At 51.9% G+C, this 18,671-nt stretch carries 20 protein-coding genes and 2 tRNA genes; 7 read left to right on the top strand and 15 right to left on the bottom strand.

The features are described 5' to 3' along the window. Positions 1-11 precede the first annotated feature (11 nt). Entirely contained in the window at positions 12-263 is a 252-nt protein-coding gene (locus tag TX72_RS04340) for a hypothetical protein (protein WP_011127743.1), read from the bottom strand. 826 nt (positions 264-1,089) lie between these two features. Here TX72_RS04340 and TX72_RS04345 point away from each other — a divergent pair. The 3 genes from TX72_RS04345 (at position 1,090) to gltS (ending at position 7,136) form a co-directional block, all read left to right on the top strand. Continuing rightward, positions 1,090-2,085 (top strand): site-specific integrase, encoded by a 996-nt coding sequence (locus TX72_RS04345; protein WP_225867740.1) that lies wholly within the window; start codon positions 1,090-1,092, stop codon positions 2,083-2,085. A gap of 201 nt (positions 2,086-2,286) precedes the next feature. Then, on the top strand, positions 2,287-5,652 hold the full coding sequence (locus TX72_RS14570) for a zinc metalloprotease (RefSeq protein WP_197525354.1): 3,366 nt from the start codon (positions 2,287-2,289) through the stop codon (positions 5,650-5,652). A gap of 254 nt (positions 5,653-5,906) precedes the next feature. Continuing rightward, positions 5,907-7,136 (top strand): sodium/glutamate symporter, encoded by a 1,230-nt coding sequence (gltS, locus tag TX72_RS04360; protein WP_011127747.1) that lies wholly within the window; start codon positions 5,907-5,909, stop codon positions 7,134-7,136. Between the two features lie 132 nt (positions 7,137-7,268). Here the strand turns inward: gltS and TX72_RS04365 are convergent, their stop codons facing one another. Genes TX72_RS04365 through TX72_RS04380 form a run of 5 tightly spaced genes read right to left on the bottom strand, consistent with a single transcriptional unit; the run spans position 7,269 to position 8,732 of the window. After that, a complete protein-coding gene (locus TX72_RS04365; protein ID WP_011127748.1) occupies positions 7,269-7,817 on the bottom strand; it encodes a DUF2808 domain-containing protein in 549 nt (182 codons plus the stop codon). Next, complete coding sequence (locus TX72_RS04370; RefSeq protein WP_011127749.1) at positions 7,814-8,059, bottom strand: hypothetical protein; 246 nt, start codon at positions 8,057-8,059, stop codon at positions 7,814-7,816. Before TX72_RS04370 ends, TX72_RS04365 begins: the two co-directional genes overlap by 4 nt. Before the next feature lie 9 nt (positions 8,060-8,068). Further along, positions 8,069-8,320, bottom strand: a complete 252-nt coding sequence (locus TX72_RS04375; protein WP_011127750.1) for a hypothetical protein — start codon at positions 8,318-8,320, stop codon at positions 8,069-8,071. After that, positions 8,320-8,481, bottom strand: a complete 162-nt coding sequence (locus TX72_RS14370; protein ID WP_173358486.1) for a hypothetical protein — start codon at positions 8,479-8,481, stop codon at positions 8,320-8,322. The genes TX72_RS04375 and TX72_RS14370 overlap by 1 nt, the downstream gene beginning before the upstream one ends. Beyond that, complete coding sequence (locus TX72_RS04380; protein ID WP_011127751.1) at positions 8,481-8,732, bottom strand: hypothetical protein; 252 nt, start codon at positions 8,730-8,732, stop codon at positions 8,481-8,483. Before TX72_RS04380 ends, TX72_RS14370 begins: the two co-directional genes overlap by 1 nt. Positions 8,733-9,111: 379 nt before the next feature. Here TX72_RS04380 and TX72_RS04385 point away from each other — a divergent pair, with 379 nt between their 5' ends. The 3 genes from TX72_RS04385 to TX72_RS13125 all read left to right on the top strand — a co-directional run bounded on the left by TX72_RS04385 (position 9,112) and on the right by TX72_RS13125 (position 10,954). Beyond that, positions 9,112-9,735 (top strand): alternative oxidase, encoded by a 624-nt coding sequence (locus TX72_RS04385; RefSeq protein ID WP_011127752.1) that lies wholly within the window; start codon positions 9,112-9,114, stop codon positions 9,733-9,735. A 191-nt stretch (positions 9,736-9,926) separates the two neighbouring features. Further along, positions 9,927-10,145, top strand: coding sequence for a hypothetical protein (locus tag TX72_RS04390; RefSeq protein ID WP_042503235.1), 219 nt, complete (start codon positions 9,927-9,929; stop codon positions 10,143-10,145). Positions 10,146-10,693: 548 nt separating this feature from the next. Beyond that, positions 10,694-10,954 (top strand): DUF1651 domain-containing protein, encoded by a 261-nt coding sequence (locus tag TX72_RS13125; RefSeq protein ID WP_011127753.1) that lies wholly within the window; start codon positions 10,694-10,696, stop codon positions 10,952-10,954. Here TX72_RS13125 and TX72_RS14305 read toward each other — a convergent pair. Next, positions 10,914-11,129 (bottom strand): hypothetical protein, encoded by a 216-nt coding sequence (locus tag TX72_RS14305; protein ID WP_042503238.1) that lies wholly within the window; start codon positions 11,127-11,129, stop codon positions 10,914-10,916. The genes TX72_RS13125 and TX72_RS14305 overlap by 41 nt on opposite strands. 938 nt (positions 11,130-12,067) lie before the next feature. Here TX72_RS14305 and TX72_RS13800 point away from each other — a divergent pair. Further along, positions 12,068-13,303: a reprolysin-like metallopeptidase gene (locus TX72_RS13800; protein ID WP_011127754.1), complete on the top strand. Its 1,236-nt coding sequence runs from the start codon at positions 12,068-12,070 to the stop codon at positions 13,301-13,303. 59 nt (positions 13,304-13,362) lie between these two features. Here TX72_RS13800 and TX72_RS04410 read toward each other — a convergent pair whose 3' ends face one another. The 8 genes from TX72_RS04410 to TX72_RS04445 all read right to left on the bottom strand — a co-directional run bounded on the left by TX72_RS04410 (position 13,363) and on the right by TX72_RS04445 (position 18,626). Further along, positions 13,363-13,689 carry a hypothetical protein gene (locus TX72_RS04410; RefSeq protein WP_011127755.1) on the bottom strand — a complete coding sequence of 109 codons (327 nt, stop codon included), beginning with the start codon at positions 13,687-13,689 and terminating at the stop codon, positions 13,363-13,365. Positions 13,690-14,033: 344 nt separating this feature from the next. Next, complete coding sequence (locus tag TX72_RS04415; protein WP_011127756.1) at positions 14,034-15,290, bottom strand: AAA family ATPase; 1,257 nt, start codon at positions 15,288-15,290, stop codon at positions 14,034-14,036. Then, on the bottom strand, positions 15,291-15,908 hold the full coding sequence (locus tag TX72_RS04420) for a hypothetical protein (protein WP_011127757.1): 618 nt from the start codon (positions 15,906-15,908) through the stop codon (positions 15,291-15,293). Positions 15,909-15,911: 3 nt separating this feature from the next. Continuing rightward, positions 15,912-16,217: a hypothetical protein gene (locus TX72_RS04425; RefSeq protein WP_011127758.1), complete on the bottom strand. Its 306-nt coding sequence runs from the start codon at positions 16,215-16,217 to the stop codon at positions 15,912-15,914. Positions 16,218-16,733: 516 nt separating this feature from the next. After that, positions 16,734-16,807, bottom strand: a tRNA-Pro gene (locus TX72_RS04430). An 18-nt stretch (positions 16,808-16,825) separates the two neighbouring features. Beyond that, the gene (locus tag TX72_RS04435; RefSeq protein WP_011127760.1) at positions 16,826-17,221 is read right to left on the bottom strand and encodes a hypothetical protein; all 396 of its coding nucleotides are present in this window, start codon (positions 17,219-17,221) and stop codon (positions 16,826-16,828) included. After that, complete coding sequence (locus TX72_RS04440) at positions 17,218-18,351, bottom strand: NAD(P)-binding protein (RefSeq protein WP_011127761.1); 1,134 nt, start codon at positions 18,349-18,351, stop codon at positions 17,218-17,220. Before TX72_RS04440 ends, TX72_RS04435 begins: the two co-directional genes overlap by 4 nt. Before the next feature lie 203 nt (positions 18,352-18,554). After that, a tRNA-Lys gene (locus TX72_RS04445) sits at positions 18,555-18,626 on the bottom strand. Positions 18,627-18,671: the final 45 nt, after the last annotated feature.

An 18,671-nucleotide genomic window follows, 5' to 3' on the forward strand; every position in this document is an offset into this window, starting at 1 on the left:
CTATTCAAAGGTCAGGCCAGCTGGCGTTCCATGAGCCAGGAATTGAAGCCACTGCGTTCCATTTCTGCGATGCAGTCCTGTTGTTTGCGCAGATGGCTCTGGCGGACACGCGTCAGCCGTTGTCCCTCCTGGCTGGACAGGCCGGCGGCCAGGCGCTGCTGTTGAAGCAGGTCCAGCTCATGGTCGAGATGGTCCATCAGTTTCAGCAACGAATATCCCTGCTTGATCTGCTGCTGGCTGAGCTCAGTGACGAACCGACGCATCGCATTCTCTTAAGGATCTTTTAACTCTTGCATGCTGCGTCTCGCGGGACTCAGGTGTCGTGCGCCTGAGGGAACGGCCCGACGTGTTGTCGGGCCAGGCCTCCGTGTGTGAGGGGTGTCTCAAGCCCCACCAGCAGCTTCCCGCTCTTGGCCAGTCAATGGGTGACCAAGGCTGCGAGCAGATGTGTCTCGGTGTGACTGGGCCGATTCCCGGTGCGATCACCCAGGCGTCCACCCCAGATCTGGGGCACAAAAAAGCCCCATGCGAAGCACGGGGCCGGGTGATGGGGACAATTCCATTTTGCATGCTCTCGTCAACACCAGATCTGGTGGTTGTCACGCTGCGGACACCATGCTGGCTCTGAACGGGTGCCCAAGAACCAGTACACACAAAAAAGCCGCCCGTTTCGGGCGGCTGCACTGCCAGTTGGGATCTGGCGTCTCTTGGCAGTCGGGGAGACAGGATTCGAACCTGCGGCATCTTGCTCCCAAAGCAGCCTGGCTCTTTCGTGGTGCACTGGGCTTATCCAGTCGGTGACTCAGCTTTGCCAGCCTTTCTGCGTCATCAGGTATCAGCAAGTATCAGCAGAAGCTTGACAGTTTTCGCACGCCTTTCGCACAATTGGCATAGCAACATGCCTCTGCTGAATTGCCACGAGTTTCCGAGACAGAAGCCTGGATCAAGCCCTTTAGGCGTCAGATCGCAGAGACCTGCGGTGAGAGTTGGTACGTCCGCAACAATCGCGGTCGAATCCGTTTGGAGGTCCGTGATGCTGGGACCGTTTCACTTCCGTTCGAGTGGACTGCGCGTGGATCAGCGCTTGCCTTGCCCCGCATTCAACAGATCTTCAAGCGTTGGAACGGTGGACAGATCACCCTTGCCGCTGCAGCACAAAACGCTGACACCAGCAGCGCCCATCAGAAGCTGGATTTCAGCCAGTTGATCGAGAAATATCGGGCCTTCGTTCCTAACGCTGGCGACACCACCTGGCAGACCTTCTATCTGCCAGTCCTGCGCAACTGCGCCAAGGCATTCGACGGCCGACCACCAGTGGACGGTGAAGCGCTGGCAATGGCTTGCCTCTCCCAGTGGGAACAGGGCTCACGGATGCGTCAGACCTCCCGTCAGAAGCTCTACGGCTTCTTGAACTGGGCGGTGCAACGTGGACACCTCAAGCCCATCTACAGCCCCCCTGCGGCGCTTCCTGAAGTGCTCAAGCCCAAGCGCATTGGCTATCCCCTCAGCGATGCGCAGATCCTGCAGCTGCTGGACAACCTCCCCGAGGGCGAGGCCCATGACCGTTGGCGATTCGCCATCCAGCTCTGTGCCGTTTACGGATTGAGACCTGAGGAATTGCGCCATCTCCGCATCAAGGACGGGGCAAGCGGGGAAGAACTGTGGACGATTTATCAGAAATCCATGGGTGGCACCAAGGGAGCCAAGACAGAACCGCGGCGGTTGCACCCGCTGCTGCTGCGTGATGCCGATGGTTCCGCCATCGATTGGAAACTGCAGGCACGGTTGCAGGTTGGTGAACAGCTGCCGCCGTTGAACCGTGACGGTGATGGTGGCCAGGCTTTGAATCAGTACCTACGCAGACGCAAGGTCTGGATGGCGCTGCGGGGTGAAGCCGAGCACCAGAGTGAACAGCTCACGCCCTATTCATTTAGGCACCGCTACGCAAAACAGGCTCACGCGGCACGGCTTGCCGTTGCAGAGATCAGCGAGGCCATGGGCCACACCATCGAGGTGCATCTGAAGAGCTACGCGCGGTTCAAGCCCGATGCGACGGCTGCCAATTTCGCCGCAGTCAACGTCTGATCACTTCTGCTCGTACACCTTGCTTTCCAAGGCGTCTAAGCGCTTTAGAACGTCCTTCATCACCCCTTCGGTGCGGGGGGTAAGCGTTTGTTCAGACAGGGTTACCTCAAGTTTAAAATTTATTTCAATTTGCTACCATTACAATCACTCCAATTTACTTCGGAAAAAACAAAGGATAATGATTTAGTTGATTCAAGCAAGATGTCTCAATCATATTCTAGTGTGGGAAAATTAGATAGAAAAAGTTTCAAACCTTCCGGAAGTGATTATATATTATCGCCTCCGTCTTCGTATAGCAAAAGATTTGCGACCAAGTTCAAGAATTTCAATGCAAAATCGGACGTAATATCAATTGATCTTAGCGATTTTAATACGACATTGACGGGGATTTATATTGCCAGGTCAAAGAAAGAATTCAAAAAGGCACAGAAATCCGACAGTGCTTTTATCTATAATTGGAAAAATGGGAGATTATTTTTTAACGAAAATGGCAGTGCAAAAAAATACGGTGATGGTGGACTTATTGCACGTTTTGCAAAGAAGACACGTTTAAATGAAGAAAATATTATTTTCAATTTTGGCATTCATTCAACTTCAACGCCTGATCCAACACCAACACCAAGTTATTCAATAACAGCCGACAAGATTTCAGTCGATGAGGGAGATCGTGTTAATTGGACTATCACTACTAAAAATGTACGAAAAGGAACCAGGATATTTGTGTCTGATGTTTTTGAAAGATCGAATAATATTTATGATAATTACAGTGATATGGATGGGTATGCTCTCGGTTCGGATGGATGGGAAAGTTACTATTTCAAGGTGAATTCAAAGGGTAAAGTTAAATTCTGGGATGAATGGAATGAGGATGGTATCACCGAGGGAGATGATTCTTATTATTATCAGTTTTACGAAGATCCTGATTTTACAGAATTACTCGCGACATCTAAGACGGTTGAAATTATCGATACATCACAAGCACCTTCTGCAACTCCAACACCGGAACCAACTCCGGCACCTTCTGCAACTCCAACACCAGAACCAACTCCAGAACCTTCTACAACTCCAACACCGGAACCAACTCCTGAACCCTCTACAGACCAGGGATTTCTAGATGATTTCGCGAATAATTCATCTACCAGCGGTGTTATTTCTGTCGGGGATATTGTGAGTAGTGACTTGGAAACAACAGACGATGAAGATTGGTTCCAAATTTCTTTGACGGAAGAAAGAGTTTATCAATTTGATCTTGAGGGGATACAGTTGACTGACCCTCGAATGAGTCTGCATGGGCCTAGTTTAGAGGAATTAATTTATGATGACGATGGAGGATCTGGATATAATTCTAAAATTGAATTTATAGCAACGTCGAGTGACAACTATTTTATTAGTGCAAAAAGTTGGGGGGAAACTGGTACTTATACTTTGAAGGCAATAGATATCACTCCAACACCGGAACCAACTCCTGAACCCTCTACAGGCCAGGGACTTTTAGATGATTTCGCGAATAATTTATCTACCAGCGGTGTTATTTCTGTCGGGGTTATTGTGAGTGGTGACTTGGAAACAACAGACGATGAAGATTGGTTCCAAGTTTCTTTGAAGGAAGGAAGAGTTTATCAATTTGATCTTGAGGGGATACAGTTGACTGACCCTCAAATGAGTCTGCATGGGCCTAGTTCAGAGGAATTAATTTATGATGACGATGGAGGATCTGGATATAATTCTAAAATTGAATTTATAGCAACGTCGAGTGACAACTACTTTATTAGTGCAAAGAGTTGGTGGGAAACTGGTACTTATACTTTGAAGGCAATAGATATCACTCCAACACCGGAACCAACTCCAGCACCTTCTACAACTCCAACACCAGAACCAACTCCAGAACCTTCTACAACTCCAACACCAGAACCAACTCCAGCACCTGCTACAACTCCAACACCGGAACCAACTCCAGCACCTTCCGCAACTCCAACACCGGAACCAACTCCAGCACCTTCCGCAACTCCAACACCAGAACCAACTCCAGCACCTGCTACAACTCCAACACCGGAACCAATACCAGTCCCCACACCTGAGCAGGATTCATCACCTACACCAACTGGTAATCCAACAAATACAACCGATGGCGTCTTTTTGTATGGACCACGTCCGATGCAATCTGCTATTAAGACATTCTCAGGCACTGTTGGTGTAGGTGGGGAAGTAGATCGCTTTGAGATTTCATTTTTGGCTGGAGATGTGGTGAGCTTGTCGGTAGAAGCCGCTGACAATACCTGGCCGTTGCTGCGTCTGGTGGATGCAGAAGGACGCATTTTGGATCCAGTTAGCGCATACAACAACAATTCCGCCTCCACATCTGGTTATCGCGTTGATGTGGATGCAATGTTGTTCGCCGAGGTTTATGCCCAAAACTCATTCACTGGCTCCTACAAACTGTATGTAGAGCGTTTTATTAATGAATCCCCACTTCGACCGATACCGAATGAACTATTAATATTGGTAGAACAGGACGCAACGAACAGCGCAGATCAATACTCATCACGTTATCTATACTCTGATTCGGGATTGATTTACATCTCATTTGACTCGAGCCTGTCGGACGAACTTAAAAGTTGGTGGGAAGACGTATTTGCTGCGACGGATGCTGTGATTGAGCCGGAATTCGTGGTAGTTCCACAAAGTCACCCCAAATCACAGTTAGTAGTCAATCAGACGTCATCATACTATGTTAGTGGTGATCATGCTGGGATTTATCAGTCTCCTAGTTATACCTATTCAGAGCTAAGCGATGAAAGCGCTTACAATTTTCAGAGAAAGAATAATCAAGGTGAAATTCTTCTCGCCGAAGCGGCTTTTTCTCATTCGACGCGTTTTGGTGGATCCCGAGAAGCTGGTTGGAAAAGCGTTGCGTTTCATGAATTAGGGCATGCCCTAGGCCTAGAGCATCCTCACGACAGCTCTGATGGCGATGTTGATCGAATTATCGATACAAATGGAACAGTAATGTCCTATGAGAAAACACAGGATTCGGATGGTGATCCTGGCTTCACTGATCTGGATGTAAATGCGCTTCAGTTTGTATATGGCACAGAGACCGGTGTACTAACACCTTCGCCTTTAGAAGGGATTCCGCTCTTAATTGAGAGTCGCACATTTGATCTTTCAAAGCGATGGAAGTCGCCAATATTGTCAGCAGAATGGATTGGCGGTTACACAATCCAGGAGCCCAGTTCGGGACTGTCAACCAAAGTCCTACAATTAACACGTTCGGAAGGTTATCTAGAAAACGAATCCAAAATTTGGCTGGATTTTGATTTGGGAGACGGCCTGAAAAACTGGAATTCCCTTAATGGTTATTCCGAAGGATTTCACGATGTACTAATCCTTGGCAATTCTGTCACGTTTGAACCCGGCGAGGCCACAGCTTTGTTTGATCTTCCCATTGTTGCTGGAAGTCATGCAGAGAGCGATGAATGGGTGGATGTGACTGTGCGTCCGGAATACCCGGATCTCTACAAAGCAGTTCCTGATTCGGCACTGCGGCTGACCATCGTCGATGCCTGAGCGGCACTATCTGAAGGGAATGCTTGTGTGGAGATCTTCAGAATTGCATCCTGTAAGAATCTAAGAATTACATTCTGTCTTCAATTCAATAGTGAGCCTCAATACTTACGGTACTTTGATGGCTAGGATCTCGAAATCCTGAAACAGACATATTGAGTTCCTGTCAAGGTCATAATCATACTTGGCGTTGCAATCAAAATGGACAGGCCTGTAAATCCTCCGTACCTTCAACGTCGAACGCAAATTCCTTTGCTATGACTGAACTCTCGCCCCTGGTCTCAACCACCACGGGCTTTCTGGTGTTGTTCGTGGGCAAACGCTTGAACCGCGAACTTAAGGCATTGCGAAACTTTTCGATTCCAGAACCTGTATCGCGAGGACTTCTCGTAGCCGTCCTTTTGACACTGATACACGTATTGGGTGGGCCCGAACTCAATTTTAACCTGGATTCTCGGGACTTCCTTCTGGTTTATTTCTTCACCACGGTGGGGATGAATGCCCGTTTCAGTGATTTAAGGCGCGGCGGCCCGGCACTGTTCATTCTTCTGGGCCTGACCATCGGCTACATGACGTTGCAGAACATCATTGGCGTCACGATGGCGGGTTTGCTGGGGCTTCATCCCGCCACGGGATTGCTCGTTGGCACGGTGTCACTGATTGGTGGACACGGCACAACGATTGCCTGGGCTCCCACATTTACAGAGAACTTCCAGATTGACAGCGCCCTTGAAATCGGTATTACTGCTGCCACCTTTGGACTTGTTCTTGCCAGTGCCAGCGGCGGCCCAATTGCCCAGTTCCTATTACGTCGTTTTAAGATTCCCTGCCCAAGTACAACGCCAGAAGATCAAACCCTGAAGCACCCAGTCAATGACGTGCAAGATCATGTATCTGGAAAAAGGAATATCGACATGACCTCCTTCCTGGCAGCGCTCTTGGCCATCAATATCTGCATCATCTCCGGCATGGTGCTGAACGGTGGCATCGCGGCTATCGGCCTGAAGCTGCCTTTGTTTGTGCCCTGTCTGCTGGTCGGCATTCTCTATTCGAATCTGCTCCCAGAGAGACGTTCTGAGCGGGCCGTCTTCCATTGGCCAAAACAGTCCACTTCGCTGGATTTAATCAGCGAACTTTCATTGGGAATCTTCTTAGCCATGTCCCTAATGAGCTTGCAACTTTGGACCTTGGTCGGCCTTGCCTTGCCTTTGCTGGCCATCCTCCTGACCCAGTTCATCATTGCTCTGGCCATCAATCTGCTGCTCGTATTCCGACTGATGGGAAGGTCGTATGACGCAGCTGTCATCTGCGCAGGCTTTGGTGGGATCGCTCTGGGTTCCACACCAACGGCCATGGCAAACATGACCGCCGTTACGCAGCAGTATGGAGCCTCGACGCGAGCGTTTCTAATTGTTCCCTTGGTGTCCGCTTTTTTCCTCGATCTCGTCAATGCAATTCTGATACCTGGTTTTATTGGGCAGCTCTAGGAAGACAATCATTAATTCCCAATGTAAACCCACGGTGACGTCACGGCAAAGCAAAGGCTAGTGATTGTAGTTAGTTTCTATAATTTACAAATATCTGGCAAGCAATGCCTCTGTAAATACAGGGGCTTCACACTATCTAAAATGTCCTTTGGGCCAAATTGAAATTCTCAACATCGGCCCATCACTGGTTATTGGATCATCACCAGCTGGAATCAAACTTGTGGACCAGTCGTAGATGTCTTCATCAGGGTTGAAACTGTGGAAGACGACATTGGCTTGCTTCCCTGGTTCAATCGCTGGATTGAAGCGAATACTTAGCTTGTCGCCGCTTTCCGACAAAATAGTCTGTACGAGCCCAGGCTCGCCGCGACGTCGTAGGCCATATTGACCGAAATACATCTCGGGTTCGCTTCGACCCCAATCCCAGTGATGGTTATTGGTGAGCTGTGAAAGAATCAAGAATTCCAGTTCCGCCCCAGCATCCTCTGGGACACGAATACTGATGGTGGTTCGGTTGCGGAGTCCTTCGGTTTTCTCAGGATTGTGAATGCTGACTTCCGTCGGTGCTTTCGTGAAAACGGTTTGTCCAGAAGCTAGGTCGCTGCTCAGCAGAAGAGCGAAACCACTCAGCAGATGAAGGGTGAATCTGATCAAAGGATGTTTTGTCGGTGATGAGGTCACTGCTGCTCTGTTCGGTATGGGCTCTCTTGATCGTTGATGACCTTGATGGAGCAGGTCACACCACCATCGGAATTTCCTTGACTGTCGTGGCTGCCATCACAGTCGACAAGCTCTAAGCGGGTTCCAGGTCCAACTTCCACTCGTCCCTTCTTCCGGAAGAACACCTCACCATCACGAGCAAGGCCTGGCGCAGCAAATGAAACAAGCGCCAGAGCAGTGAATAGTGCTTTCAATCCAAACAAAGTCGTTGATCAGAGGATACCGAGAGGACCTTTCTTCTTCTTGCAATAGCCCATGCCGATGTTCATCCACCCCGATTGACAGGCCTCACCGTTGGTAGGAGCCACCTCGTAGTAAATGGGGGAAACGCAAGTAGTGCCAAAGGTGTTGACGTATCCCAGTGGGCACTCGTCATGACCTTCAGCCTTGGGGATTTCCTTCTGGGCTAGAGCAGGCGTAGCAGAAGCCAATACCAGGGAGGCTGTGAGCAGAGCTTTGAGCATCAGAAAAGGAAGTAAGCCAGAAGGAAGCCAATGATCAGGCCTTTGACCCAGACGAGGGCAGCCATCCCATATTCAGTCAGACCGAGCTTCTTCCTGATCCAAAGGAAGGCCTGCTCATCAGCGAAGAGAACAGCTCGGATAGGGCGAACAATCCAGTCCATCACTGCCCAACCAGTTGCAGGTATTTCGCCACGTCACCACCGTTGCAGTAGTGGACAGCGACTGGGCGCTCAATGAATCCACCCTTGCCCTCTACATCGGTGAACTCGACGCCAGCCAGGTTGATGATCCCCGTCTCAGCGTTCTTGACGCAGTTCACAAACTCCTTTGATTGCTTAGCCACCGGGAGTAGGAGGACCAGCCCAGCAAGAACAGCAGCTCCGACCAGACCCTTCTCAACGTTGGGATTCATTCGGTGTGGATTGTTACCAGACAGGTTTTAGGCGTGAGCCTGACTCTTGTCCACGTGAACGGGGTCAAATCCAGCAAAACAGAACTATCACTCACCATTGAGGGCGGATAAACACCACATCAACAGAGCACCTGATTCACCGGTACCAGCTCCACTCCTTACGAAAGACGCCTTTACCAACTGGATATTCCAACAGTTGGCCGTTGAGTAGTGGACAACTACGCAGAAGCGACGAAGCTATGAGTACATGCAAGTTCAAGGCAGCCGATCTAGGTCACCGATCCACTGCCACCAGCCAAAGAGAAGAAGCGTCGAGGCAGCCATCAGCGCAAGCCTGAAAAGAACGGGTTCTGCAAACCACAACTGAGGATCAACAACCATGGAAACCAAGACACGAAAAGCAGCCACAGCTCACAAGATCATCGAGGCAGGAGAAGGTGTTCTGAATCTGGTCTGGGGCAAAGCCGATGAAAGGAGAGCAGCTTCGCTTGAGATCATTGCTCGCACTGCTTACACAGCAGAGGAGAGTGCCTGCCACTACCTAGAGACCATTGGTCTCGATAAAGAAGGCACGATCAGGGACACATTGGAACTGGCTCGTTACCAGGACACCAATGAGCAGACCCACGAGGACATTTTCGCCAGGGATCTAGATGGATTGAAGAACTGGGGTGACCGCTTCTTAGCCAGACACATCGCCGTGGTCATCTATTGGGTGTTCGCCATCACAACCCTTATTGACCATGAGATGGCTGCCTTGCTGGGTGAGGCCGTTGAGGTCGAGGCAGTCAAGACGTACAGGCGGATGCTGAAGGAGCAACCAGAGGAGTGGCTAGACCAGCCAGCAGCACCAACCGCAACTCACTACTGGGAGAAGCCCAACAGCATGTGGCGAGTAAGAGGTGACCATATGCCTGGCTCTATGCGTGACGTAGTGGAAGCGATCGTTAGAGACGAAGCAGACCACGTCAAAGCCAATAGCAAGAAAGCAACAGCTTTTTAATCGGAGACTGAAATGCTTGCGATTGATTACCTGGTGTAATCCGTTGTTGCGCCACTGCCCGATGAGATCGACCTACAGCACTGCGAGGAGTGCAGTATCAGTGGGTTTGCGGGTCTCCCTGACGGTGGGTTGACCGTTAGGTCGGCTGAGGCGTAACAGCGGGGAATATCTCAGGCAGTCACGTCTGACCAATGCCTCAAGACACCTGCATCTCCCTGTTCCTACTGGCTGAACTGTTTGCAGCACTGCAAGCCAATGCCTCTGACCTGTTCAAGCGGTGGCTGTATGGGGGTATCCAAGACCTAGGTGAAGCTGCCGTGACGGAGCTACTGCTGGATTGGATTGACCCGTTCATCACCCGAGTCGAGAGGGACAGGATTGTGACGTGGCACCTGGGAGTGAGCCTCTAACCAGAACGGCATCAAGCCCAGCATCAGGACAGTGGCAGAAGGGCTGCCTCAGCACTCTGCTGAAGCGATCAGGTCCAGCATCAAGCGGCTGAGAGGCAAGGAGTGGCTGCTGGGAGAGGGCAGATCCAAAGGACCTGAGATCGTGCCTGATGGAAGTGGTGCCAAAGTTTCTTTTAGACACCCACTCCCTTTGAAAAAGGCCATGGCCCATAAAAAATGGCCCATAAATTTTGGATGTGGGCCATTCGGGTCATGAGATATGTGCCGCGCATAATTGCAGTCAGTGACTGGTGTTTCCCTTGATATGGGCTGTGTGTAGTGGTGTGTGTGTTGGGAGGAGAGAGTGTTATTCCACTTCTGCTGTCATCTGATCAGCAGCAAGCACCGGTTCACCAGAGGCTGACGACTAAAAAGCTCTATCTACGGCATTTCAAGCGCTCTTGGTGGTCTGCTGATGTGATGACTTCTTGGAACTCCCTTCTCTAGGTGTGGCTATCCGCAGTGCTTGAAGCCATGGCTTCTATCTCTCGGCAGTCAGGATTTGTGGTATGGAAAGAAAGATTCGCCAGACCTACAGACCACGTGGCCACAGATGGCTGGTGAATGTTGACCAGCACAAGGTTGTTGAGTTCCAGCCCGAAGAGCCAACAGCAGATGGTCAGTGGGTGACACTGCGCACCTTTCACTGGCGCCCGCCTGATTGCCCGATTCCTGAGACGCGTCGACGGATGGCTAGACACAAGGCCATTGAGGCTTGGGAGACAATGGTTAGTACCGGATGGCGGCGATGTTCACCACCAGTGAGATGATCCTGGCGTCATAGGGAATGCCAGCATCTTCGGGATGCGCCTCAGCCCACCGGCAACGTATGCCTCCCAGCAATCGCCCACGTCGCCGACGATCAGGATCGGAGCGATAGACGTCCTCCAGAAATTGAATTGTGCAAAAGGTCGGATGCGTACCTGCGTCCAGCTTTGTTCGCATCGGTGATTGACTTAAAGTTTCCTACAAAGTCATATTCACGCCCATCAATCGTGGCAGAAACGGCGTATAGATTCTGATTCACCTTTTGGACGCTCCAGCGCAAAACGCAGGCCGGAGTTTTCTTTGAAGCATTCATTCTTCTCTCCTGATCGGACGAAGAACATAAGCCGCAGGGAACCAGAGACTCGCTAAAGATTATTATTTCGCAAATAAGTATTTATTTTCTGTTCATATTCTACTCAAGAAGTTCTGTGAAGATATCTATTGAATGACGCTTTTTTGCGCAAGCTACCAGAAAAGGGAGGAATGCCCCATGAAATTGTTTGCATATTCCGTCTCGGTCCTTTTGATATCAGCAGCACCTGCGCACTCTTCCAGCGACAAGCAAGTCTTCCTGTCAATGAAGAAGTTTGAGCAGTTGGCTGACAGGGCACATGCCTTTTGCGCGAGCGTTGACCTTGAGTTCTCTCAAAAGTTCTATGACTGCATGGACCAGAAGATGCATGGAATTTATATCGACAGCAGCACGGTTAGATCACGTAATTAATATGAATACGGGTCCTTCCTGTGTAGTACAGCGTAGGTCAATTCGGACCTCCTTCATCATTTAGTGCCCGATAAGTTTGGCCTAAATGGGGCCATCAACCCGATGAGATTGCCCGGCAGCACTGCGAGGAGATGCATCAGCGATGGGTGGTGTGTGACTGCCCTGACGGTGTGCTGGGGAGGCTTTGGTGGTGGGTTAGTCGTTAGGTCTGCAGCGGGGAACACTTCTGGCAGTCACGTCTGACCAATGCCTCAAAATACCGCATTGTAATGTTCCTTTAGGAGGGGTAATATCAAGAAATAGTGACATTAATTGACTCAGCGCAAGTCAATTCTAATATTGTATATATCGCAAATTATCAATGAAACCGATTGAGGCAATTGAGCTAATTATGTCTCAAGCCCATATTGACGACATGAAGACTATTGTCGGCAGCGACTTAATCTTAGACATATACATATCACCAGGAGGAGAACCTCACATAGCGTGGGATGATAGAGCGCAAGAGGACGTGGAAACTATAACTAAAAAGCCGGCCGAATGGCAATATAAAGTAATGCGTGAAGCCATGGAGAGAGTCAACAGGGAATTTGATATTACCATTGACGAGGTTGAATATGAACAGCTTTCAGACACACAAATAAAGCTAACGACCGTTCCTAATTCGGATGCCGTGAATGGTGAATGGATAAGAAGTTGGGATAACAGCGGGGTTGCGGATATTTATCTATCGATGACATATCAGAGTGGCCTGGAGGGTAGTAAATATCCAGATGCCCATGAAAATCCTGACAAATATACTCATGACGAATGGGAAAAATCCGAGTGGAAAAAGATTTTTATTCATGAACTTGGCCATTTGCTTGGCCTCGAACATCCTTGGGACAAAGATGATGGAGACTGGGCAGTTGATGGTCCAGACGTAGAAACAGAGAAAACGATCATGGGATATGAAAGTAGGGATGCCAGCGGCAAAGTAATGGACTGGTTCCAGGATGTAGATCAGCGCGCTTTGAAACAAATATGGGGTGCATCAACAGCTAATCCCGAACCAACTCCTGAACCGGTTCCAACCCCTACTCCAGAACCAACGCCTGCAACTGTTCTTACACCCACGCCAGAACCACCGCCAACGCCATCTCTAGAACTACCACCATCGCCATTATCACCACCAATTGATGGTGACTTCTCATCTCTACCACCCGACTTATGGCTGTCGCAAACTCACGACGTCATCATTCAATCAGTTCGTGGTAAGGGTAAATTAAAGGGTAAGAAAGGTGCAGATGCCTTCTATTTTAATTCCTTTGAGGCATTTACTAAAAAGTCTGCTGACAAGATCATTGGATTTAAAGCATCGCAAGACACAATTGCCGTAAGTCCCGATGCGTTTCCTGCATTGGAAGGTGTCTCCGCTATCAGGTTTGCATCGACCAAGAGCAAAAATGAATTAAAGCAATTATCCAAGGAGGATTACGATTTTGTCTATTTTGAGAAAAAAGGTCGGCTCTACTTCGATGGAAATGGCGCAGAGAAGAACTGGGGAAACAGTGATGAAGGAGGTCTTGTGGCAATCCTGAAAGGAAAGCCTGAGCTAACTGTTGAAGACATCACACTGCTTGCTTGATAAAGCTTCAACTGCAAACCCATAGCCCCGTTAGCAATGGCGGGGTTTTTGATGGGTACCTAGCTGCCCTCCAGCAATCTGGTTGGCTGTGCCTGGAGCTTGAGGGCACCAACGGCGTTGCTGTGTTGCTTGCAGCGGATACTGGCTTCGATAATTTCGTCTAGCAGGGCAAGACGCGTTCTGAGGAAGTCAGAGCGTTCAACGCTGTAGTCAGCCCGGATGATCTCTCTTGCTTTGGCGAGATAGCGCTCAGCGGTTCTGCGATCAACCCCCCATTCGTCCGATGCGTATTGACAGACGTAGCTAGTTGTCTTTGCCGACGACAGAAGTTTGACGACGGTATGAATCCGCCGATCAATTTCTGCTTTGTCTGACTTCTTCGCCATTGACTCATTCTGCCATGAAGTCACTAAACGGCACGATTTACCTCAATTGGATGGGTTTTTCTGTCGCTCGCGCGTATTTCATAAAGCTCCAAAACTCAGTAGTGTTTCAGAGAGAGACGTGGAGAGAGAGTTGTTAGAGAGAAGGATTAGGGAGAATGGAGGTTTTGGAACATTCAGCCTGTTTTGACATGTCGAAACTGCATTAGACATTCCGAAACTGGTTTGGGAACTCGGTGAGTGGGACAAAGGCTCCGATACTGAATCCAGTGCAGGACTGAGGTTTTTGCCGATTTAGCGAATGTTTTGGATTTTGGATCCCCCCACGCTAAGAATTGCAAAACGGGTCAGAACATCCAGAGCCATGGCGGGCGACCACCTCCCGCTGTTGATTGCCCCTTCACGCGTTGGATCTGCAGTGCGTTGCCGCTTGAGTAGTAATCACGAAGCTCCTTGGCGACGGTCTTCTCGTGAGCACCAATGCCCGCTGCAATCGTCTCTACGGCCTGCGGCTGCCCTTTCCGCTGTCGTAGGTATTCGAGCGTCTTGGCGATGACTGAGCACCGTTCTGATGGGGTCTCTCCACCGCCTTGAACACCAACAAAGGTGAGGGAGAAATCATCTGTGGATCCCTGGAGGTCCCAAGTGGTTCCCGCCTCGCAATTCCGCTTGCCGAGGCAGCGCAGCATGAACTGATAGGGGAAGGCATCTTCTGCTTTGTTGGCCCAGTAGCCAAAGACGTCAGAGCAGGCAGCGGTGAGCATCCCGGTGCCAAGAAAATCGTCTAGCCCTACCGCTGTGCGTCCTTTGGCGGTGTCGGCTTTGCGGAGGTGAATCAGCAGAAAGATGACAACCCCAAGTTCAGCGGCCAGGTGGTTCAGCTGATAAAGGAACAGGGCGTATTCCGGATCGGTTGATTTAATGCCGCGACCACCAGCAACGGTGGTGATCGAGTCAATGCCGATGAGCTTGGCTCCGGTCTTCTGGATCTTGCGCTTCAGTTCAGGAACCATGGCGGGGTTAAAGCCCCACATCCAATGAATGGGCAGATCAGCGTCAGCGCCCATTGCCAGGAATTTCTTTTTGGCGTTGAGGTCTGATTCATCGCATTGCACGATGATTGCGGGACCACGTTGAACGGTGAGTTCATTGAAGAGCGGGGCACCAGATGCAACTGCGATAGCGGCTTGATACATGAGGGTTGTCTTTCCCTCGCCCTTATCTCCATCAATGCAGACCAGGGCACCTTTGGCACCGAATTGATCAATGCCCCATGTGGCGTCGTGTTGACGCTCCATGAGTTCAGCAAGCGTGCAATCTTGGTCGTTGCGTTGCTCATCGATGAGCGTTGCAACGGCTTGATCGAAGGCCTTGCCGTTGGTGAGCCCTGTTTGCTCTCTGAGGTTCTGGAGGGCAATGAACCGCTCAGTGGGGGATTCGATGTCTTCGAGCACCTCCAGGCCGAGCTTCAGGGTGTCGAGGGCAACAGCACCTGTGATGACTTCCAGCAGTGCAGCCTTCTGCTGTTCACGATTGGCGTGCCCGTTTTTGCTGGGCAGTTCAAACACGTCTGCAAGTTGTGGTGGGTCAGAGACGAAAGTCATTTAGAGCCCCTCCGCCATTGCACGAGCTGCCACGGAGCAAGGGTTACCAAGTTCGTTTTGTTTGAACTGGCGGGCGTCTTCTGCCATGTGTGCAACGGCCTTGAGGTTGTTTTCAACGCGCAGGCGGTGGAGTTGCTTTAGGTCTGGGTGTTCATGCCAAATGGCTGGTAGGTGCGTTGCCAGGGCTGCTGCTTTGGCTTGCGCATCATCAATGGCGGCAAATGAGTATTTGAGTTGGTCTGGGGTGGCCGAATAGAAGTCAGGGACGTTCCATGCGGCGTCAAACGCGGCGAAAAATTGGTCAAGAACGTCTGACCACTGCCTGCGCTTTTGTTGAATTGCCAGCAGTTGCTCGGGGCTGTTTGGTGTGGGCCGTCGAAGGTCCCATTTCCATTCCTCCCGGTTGCGATCACTGTGCGGCTTGAAGACGGCTGCCATGCCGCTGAACCCACCTTTGTGATGGATGAATGCCCATTTCTGACCGGCGATGGTGAGGGTGTTGCCTGGTCGTAGATCGGTGCCTGTATGGCAAAGGATCGTGTCGTCATTCCATCGACAGTCGGTATCCTTCGTCCTGCCACAAACGGGGCAGGGATTGTTTCTTCCCGAGGAACGCATGACTCATTCCCCCTCTTTTTTAAGGTGGTCTTCGTCGCCATAGGTTTCGATCAGTCCTAGGCGTTTCTCCAGATCAGCTTTCCGGCGAGAGCCCTTTTCTTGCACTGCAGCGATGGTTCGCTCGGCAAGTGTTTTTCTGATGGCGTCGATGTCATAGACCACAGGGCCACCAGGGGTGCCAGTGACAAAGATGTAATGATCGCCAGGCGTCAGCCTGCCGTCACGACGCATTGATCTGAGGGTGTTGTGCTTGATCGCCAGGAGCTTTGCAGCCTCTGGCTCATGCACCCACTGCGGGGTGGAATCCATCGATAGGGGTCAGTTAGATCCCTTCGCCTTGGCTGCTACTTCGTCGAGCAACGCAACTGCTTCCTTTGAATAGAGCAGCACACCCAATGGGGTGCAGTCTTCCTCCAACGCTTGATCCTGAAGATTCTGCGGAATACGGATAGTTACTCCGTTCCACCGAATGGTTGTTCTGGATACCTGGTGATGGCGAGCAGGGCGAGGCAAGTTCTGAGCTTCCAGTGAAGGGGGGAACAGAACCGCCTGTCGGGCAACGCCTAAAACGGCGTCCGCGTCACCTCCAACGCGCCGACGCCACATGGGGTGATGTCAGGTAGGGACCAGGGAAACCCTGGCAGGAGAACGGCAAGGCAGAACCCTGTGCGCTCATCTCTCGGTGAATCCATGCTGATACGCAGGCGTAATCGCGTCAACAGGTGTGAGCAGGTGTCGGGGAAAGTCGTGCGAAAGGCCAATAAAAAACCCGATGCTTTCGCACCGGGTTCGCGCAAGCGGTTTGGGGAATCGCTGAGATGTCAGTCGGGGAGACAGGATTCGAACCTGCGGCATCTTGCTCCCAAAGCAAGCGCGCTACCAAACTGCGCCACTCCCCGGACGCTCAAGACTAGCGTTTAGCCCATATCCAGCAGGTAGTGGACCACGGCAGCCCGGTGGTCCGCATGCACTCCATCGTCTTCGATCGGTCCGCACACCTCATCAGGCACGCGGTGGATGCGGGAGAGCGGCTTCATTTCATAGGTCTCACCCTCAGACGGTCCGCAATCCTTGCTGCGGTCCCAGATCTGTCGTGCGTCGCCGCGGTAGAGGCCAACGATCTGTCCAAGGTGAGCAAATGTGTTGGATCCGATCCGGCAGACCACGATGGCCAGACAGGCATCGAACTCATCGGTGGAGAGATGGTTGCCGCCGTCCCGCACGGCCCGCTCCTCCATTCCCAGAACCATGTTCTCGAGGGCACAACTGCCCGCATAGAGCCAGCTGCGAACGGTGATTCCGATGAGGGTCATGCGGCCTGGGTAACGAGAATCTGGGCCAGGTTCACTGCGCTGCGGAGCGCACCCTCAGCACGCCCGAACCCAGGACCCTCCACATAATCTCCGCAGAAGCCCAGCGCACTGGCATCACACCACTGCATCGATTGCGGCAAGGGGTGATCGAGGGGTCTGGAGGCTCCCCAGCGCATGACCCCCAGAGATTCGGCGGCCTTGCAAGCGCCTTGCAGGTCCGGCCATGGCTGCAGCAGCTGTGGCAGTAGCTCTCGCAGCCGCGCCTCCTCCTGTTTCAGCAGCACCGGCTGCGTTTGGGGTGTGATGGGTTCGCCGGAATCCAGGCCGTGCATCACCAATCCGGTGCGGTTGTCGGCTTGCGGGTGCAGCACAAGGCGCTCCACCCGCCAATGCTCCTGGGCTTCGGGGGTGAGCCAGATCTGACGCGGCAGTTGGTCGCCGTTCAGGGGCAGATCCAGCATCAGGTTCCAGCGCACGGCCGCGCGGCTCTGCGCCAGAGCGTCCAGGGCATGGTCCAGGTCCGGGTCCTGGCCCGCAGGAACCGCCTCCCGCAACGGCACCTGTCGCCAATCGAGCATGGCCAGAGAACGGGGATGGGCCAGCAGGCTGCCGCTGAGCACCAGGCGACTCGCCCGCAGCTGCCAGTCGCTGCCGTCCTCAGAGAGGCACCAGTGGTTGCCATCCCGTTGCAAGGTGCGGATCCGCCGTCCGAAATGTTGCGTCGTCGCCCCCTCACCCATGGCCAGCAAGGCTTCACAGATGCTGGCCATGAACGGCTTACCCTCCAGCCACTCCACATCAGCAGCTCCTTCAGCACGGCTGGCCGACCCATCCATCGCCAATGTGACGACGGTTCCTCCGGCTTGACGCAGGCAGCCGTTCTCACGCAACGGAGCAAGCAGGGCCTTGAGCCCTTCCGGTAAGGGATCGTCCAGATGAAAGCCTGGGGCTCCGTGATCGAGTCGCCATTGGGGACGATCCCGTCGCCGGCGTGTGGCCGTCCGACCGCCCGGCCCACGGCCGGCTTCAACAAGGGCGATCGTCCCGCTCCAGTTGAGCTGTCGGAGCCTGGCAATCAGGCTGCATCCAGCCAGCCCAGCGCCGATGACCGCCAGATCGGCATCAAGCATCAGCCGCGATTACATCCAATATTTCTCGGCGGCAACCCGGGAGAACAGCCCACCGAGCAGCGCCAGCAGCAACGTCACGCCGAAGAACACGAAGTAAGCCATCCGTCGCCTGTCGTCCGATCGATTGCGCCGTTTCTAACAGCAAGGGATCGCAACAGACTCCCCAGTCACGGGACGACATCAATTGATGTCAAGCATTGGAATGGGTCGCCTGAGATTCGAACTCAGGACCAGCCGGTTAAAAGCCGGATGCTCTACCGCTGAGCTAGCGACCCGCCCGCTTGGGCATGCCATTTCAGGCACCAATGGACATTATCACT

Source organism: Parasynechococcus marenigrum WH 8102 (assembly GCF_000195975.1).
Lineage (GTDB): Bacteria > Cyanobacteriota > Cyanobacteriia > PCC-6307 > Cyanobiaceae > Parasynechococcus > Parasynechococcus marisnigri.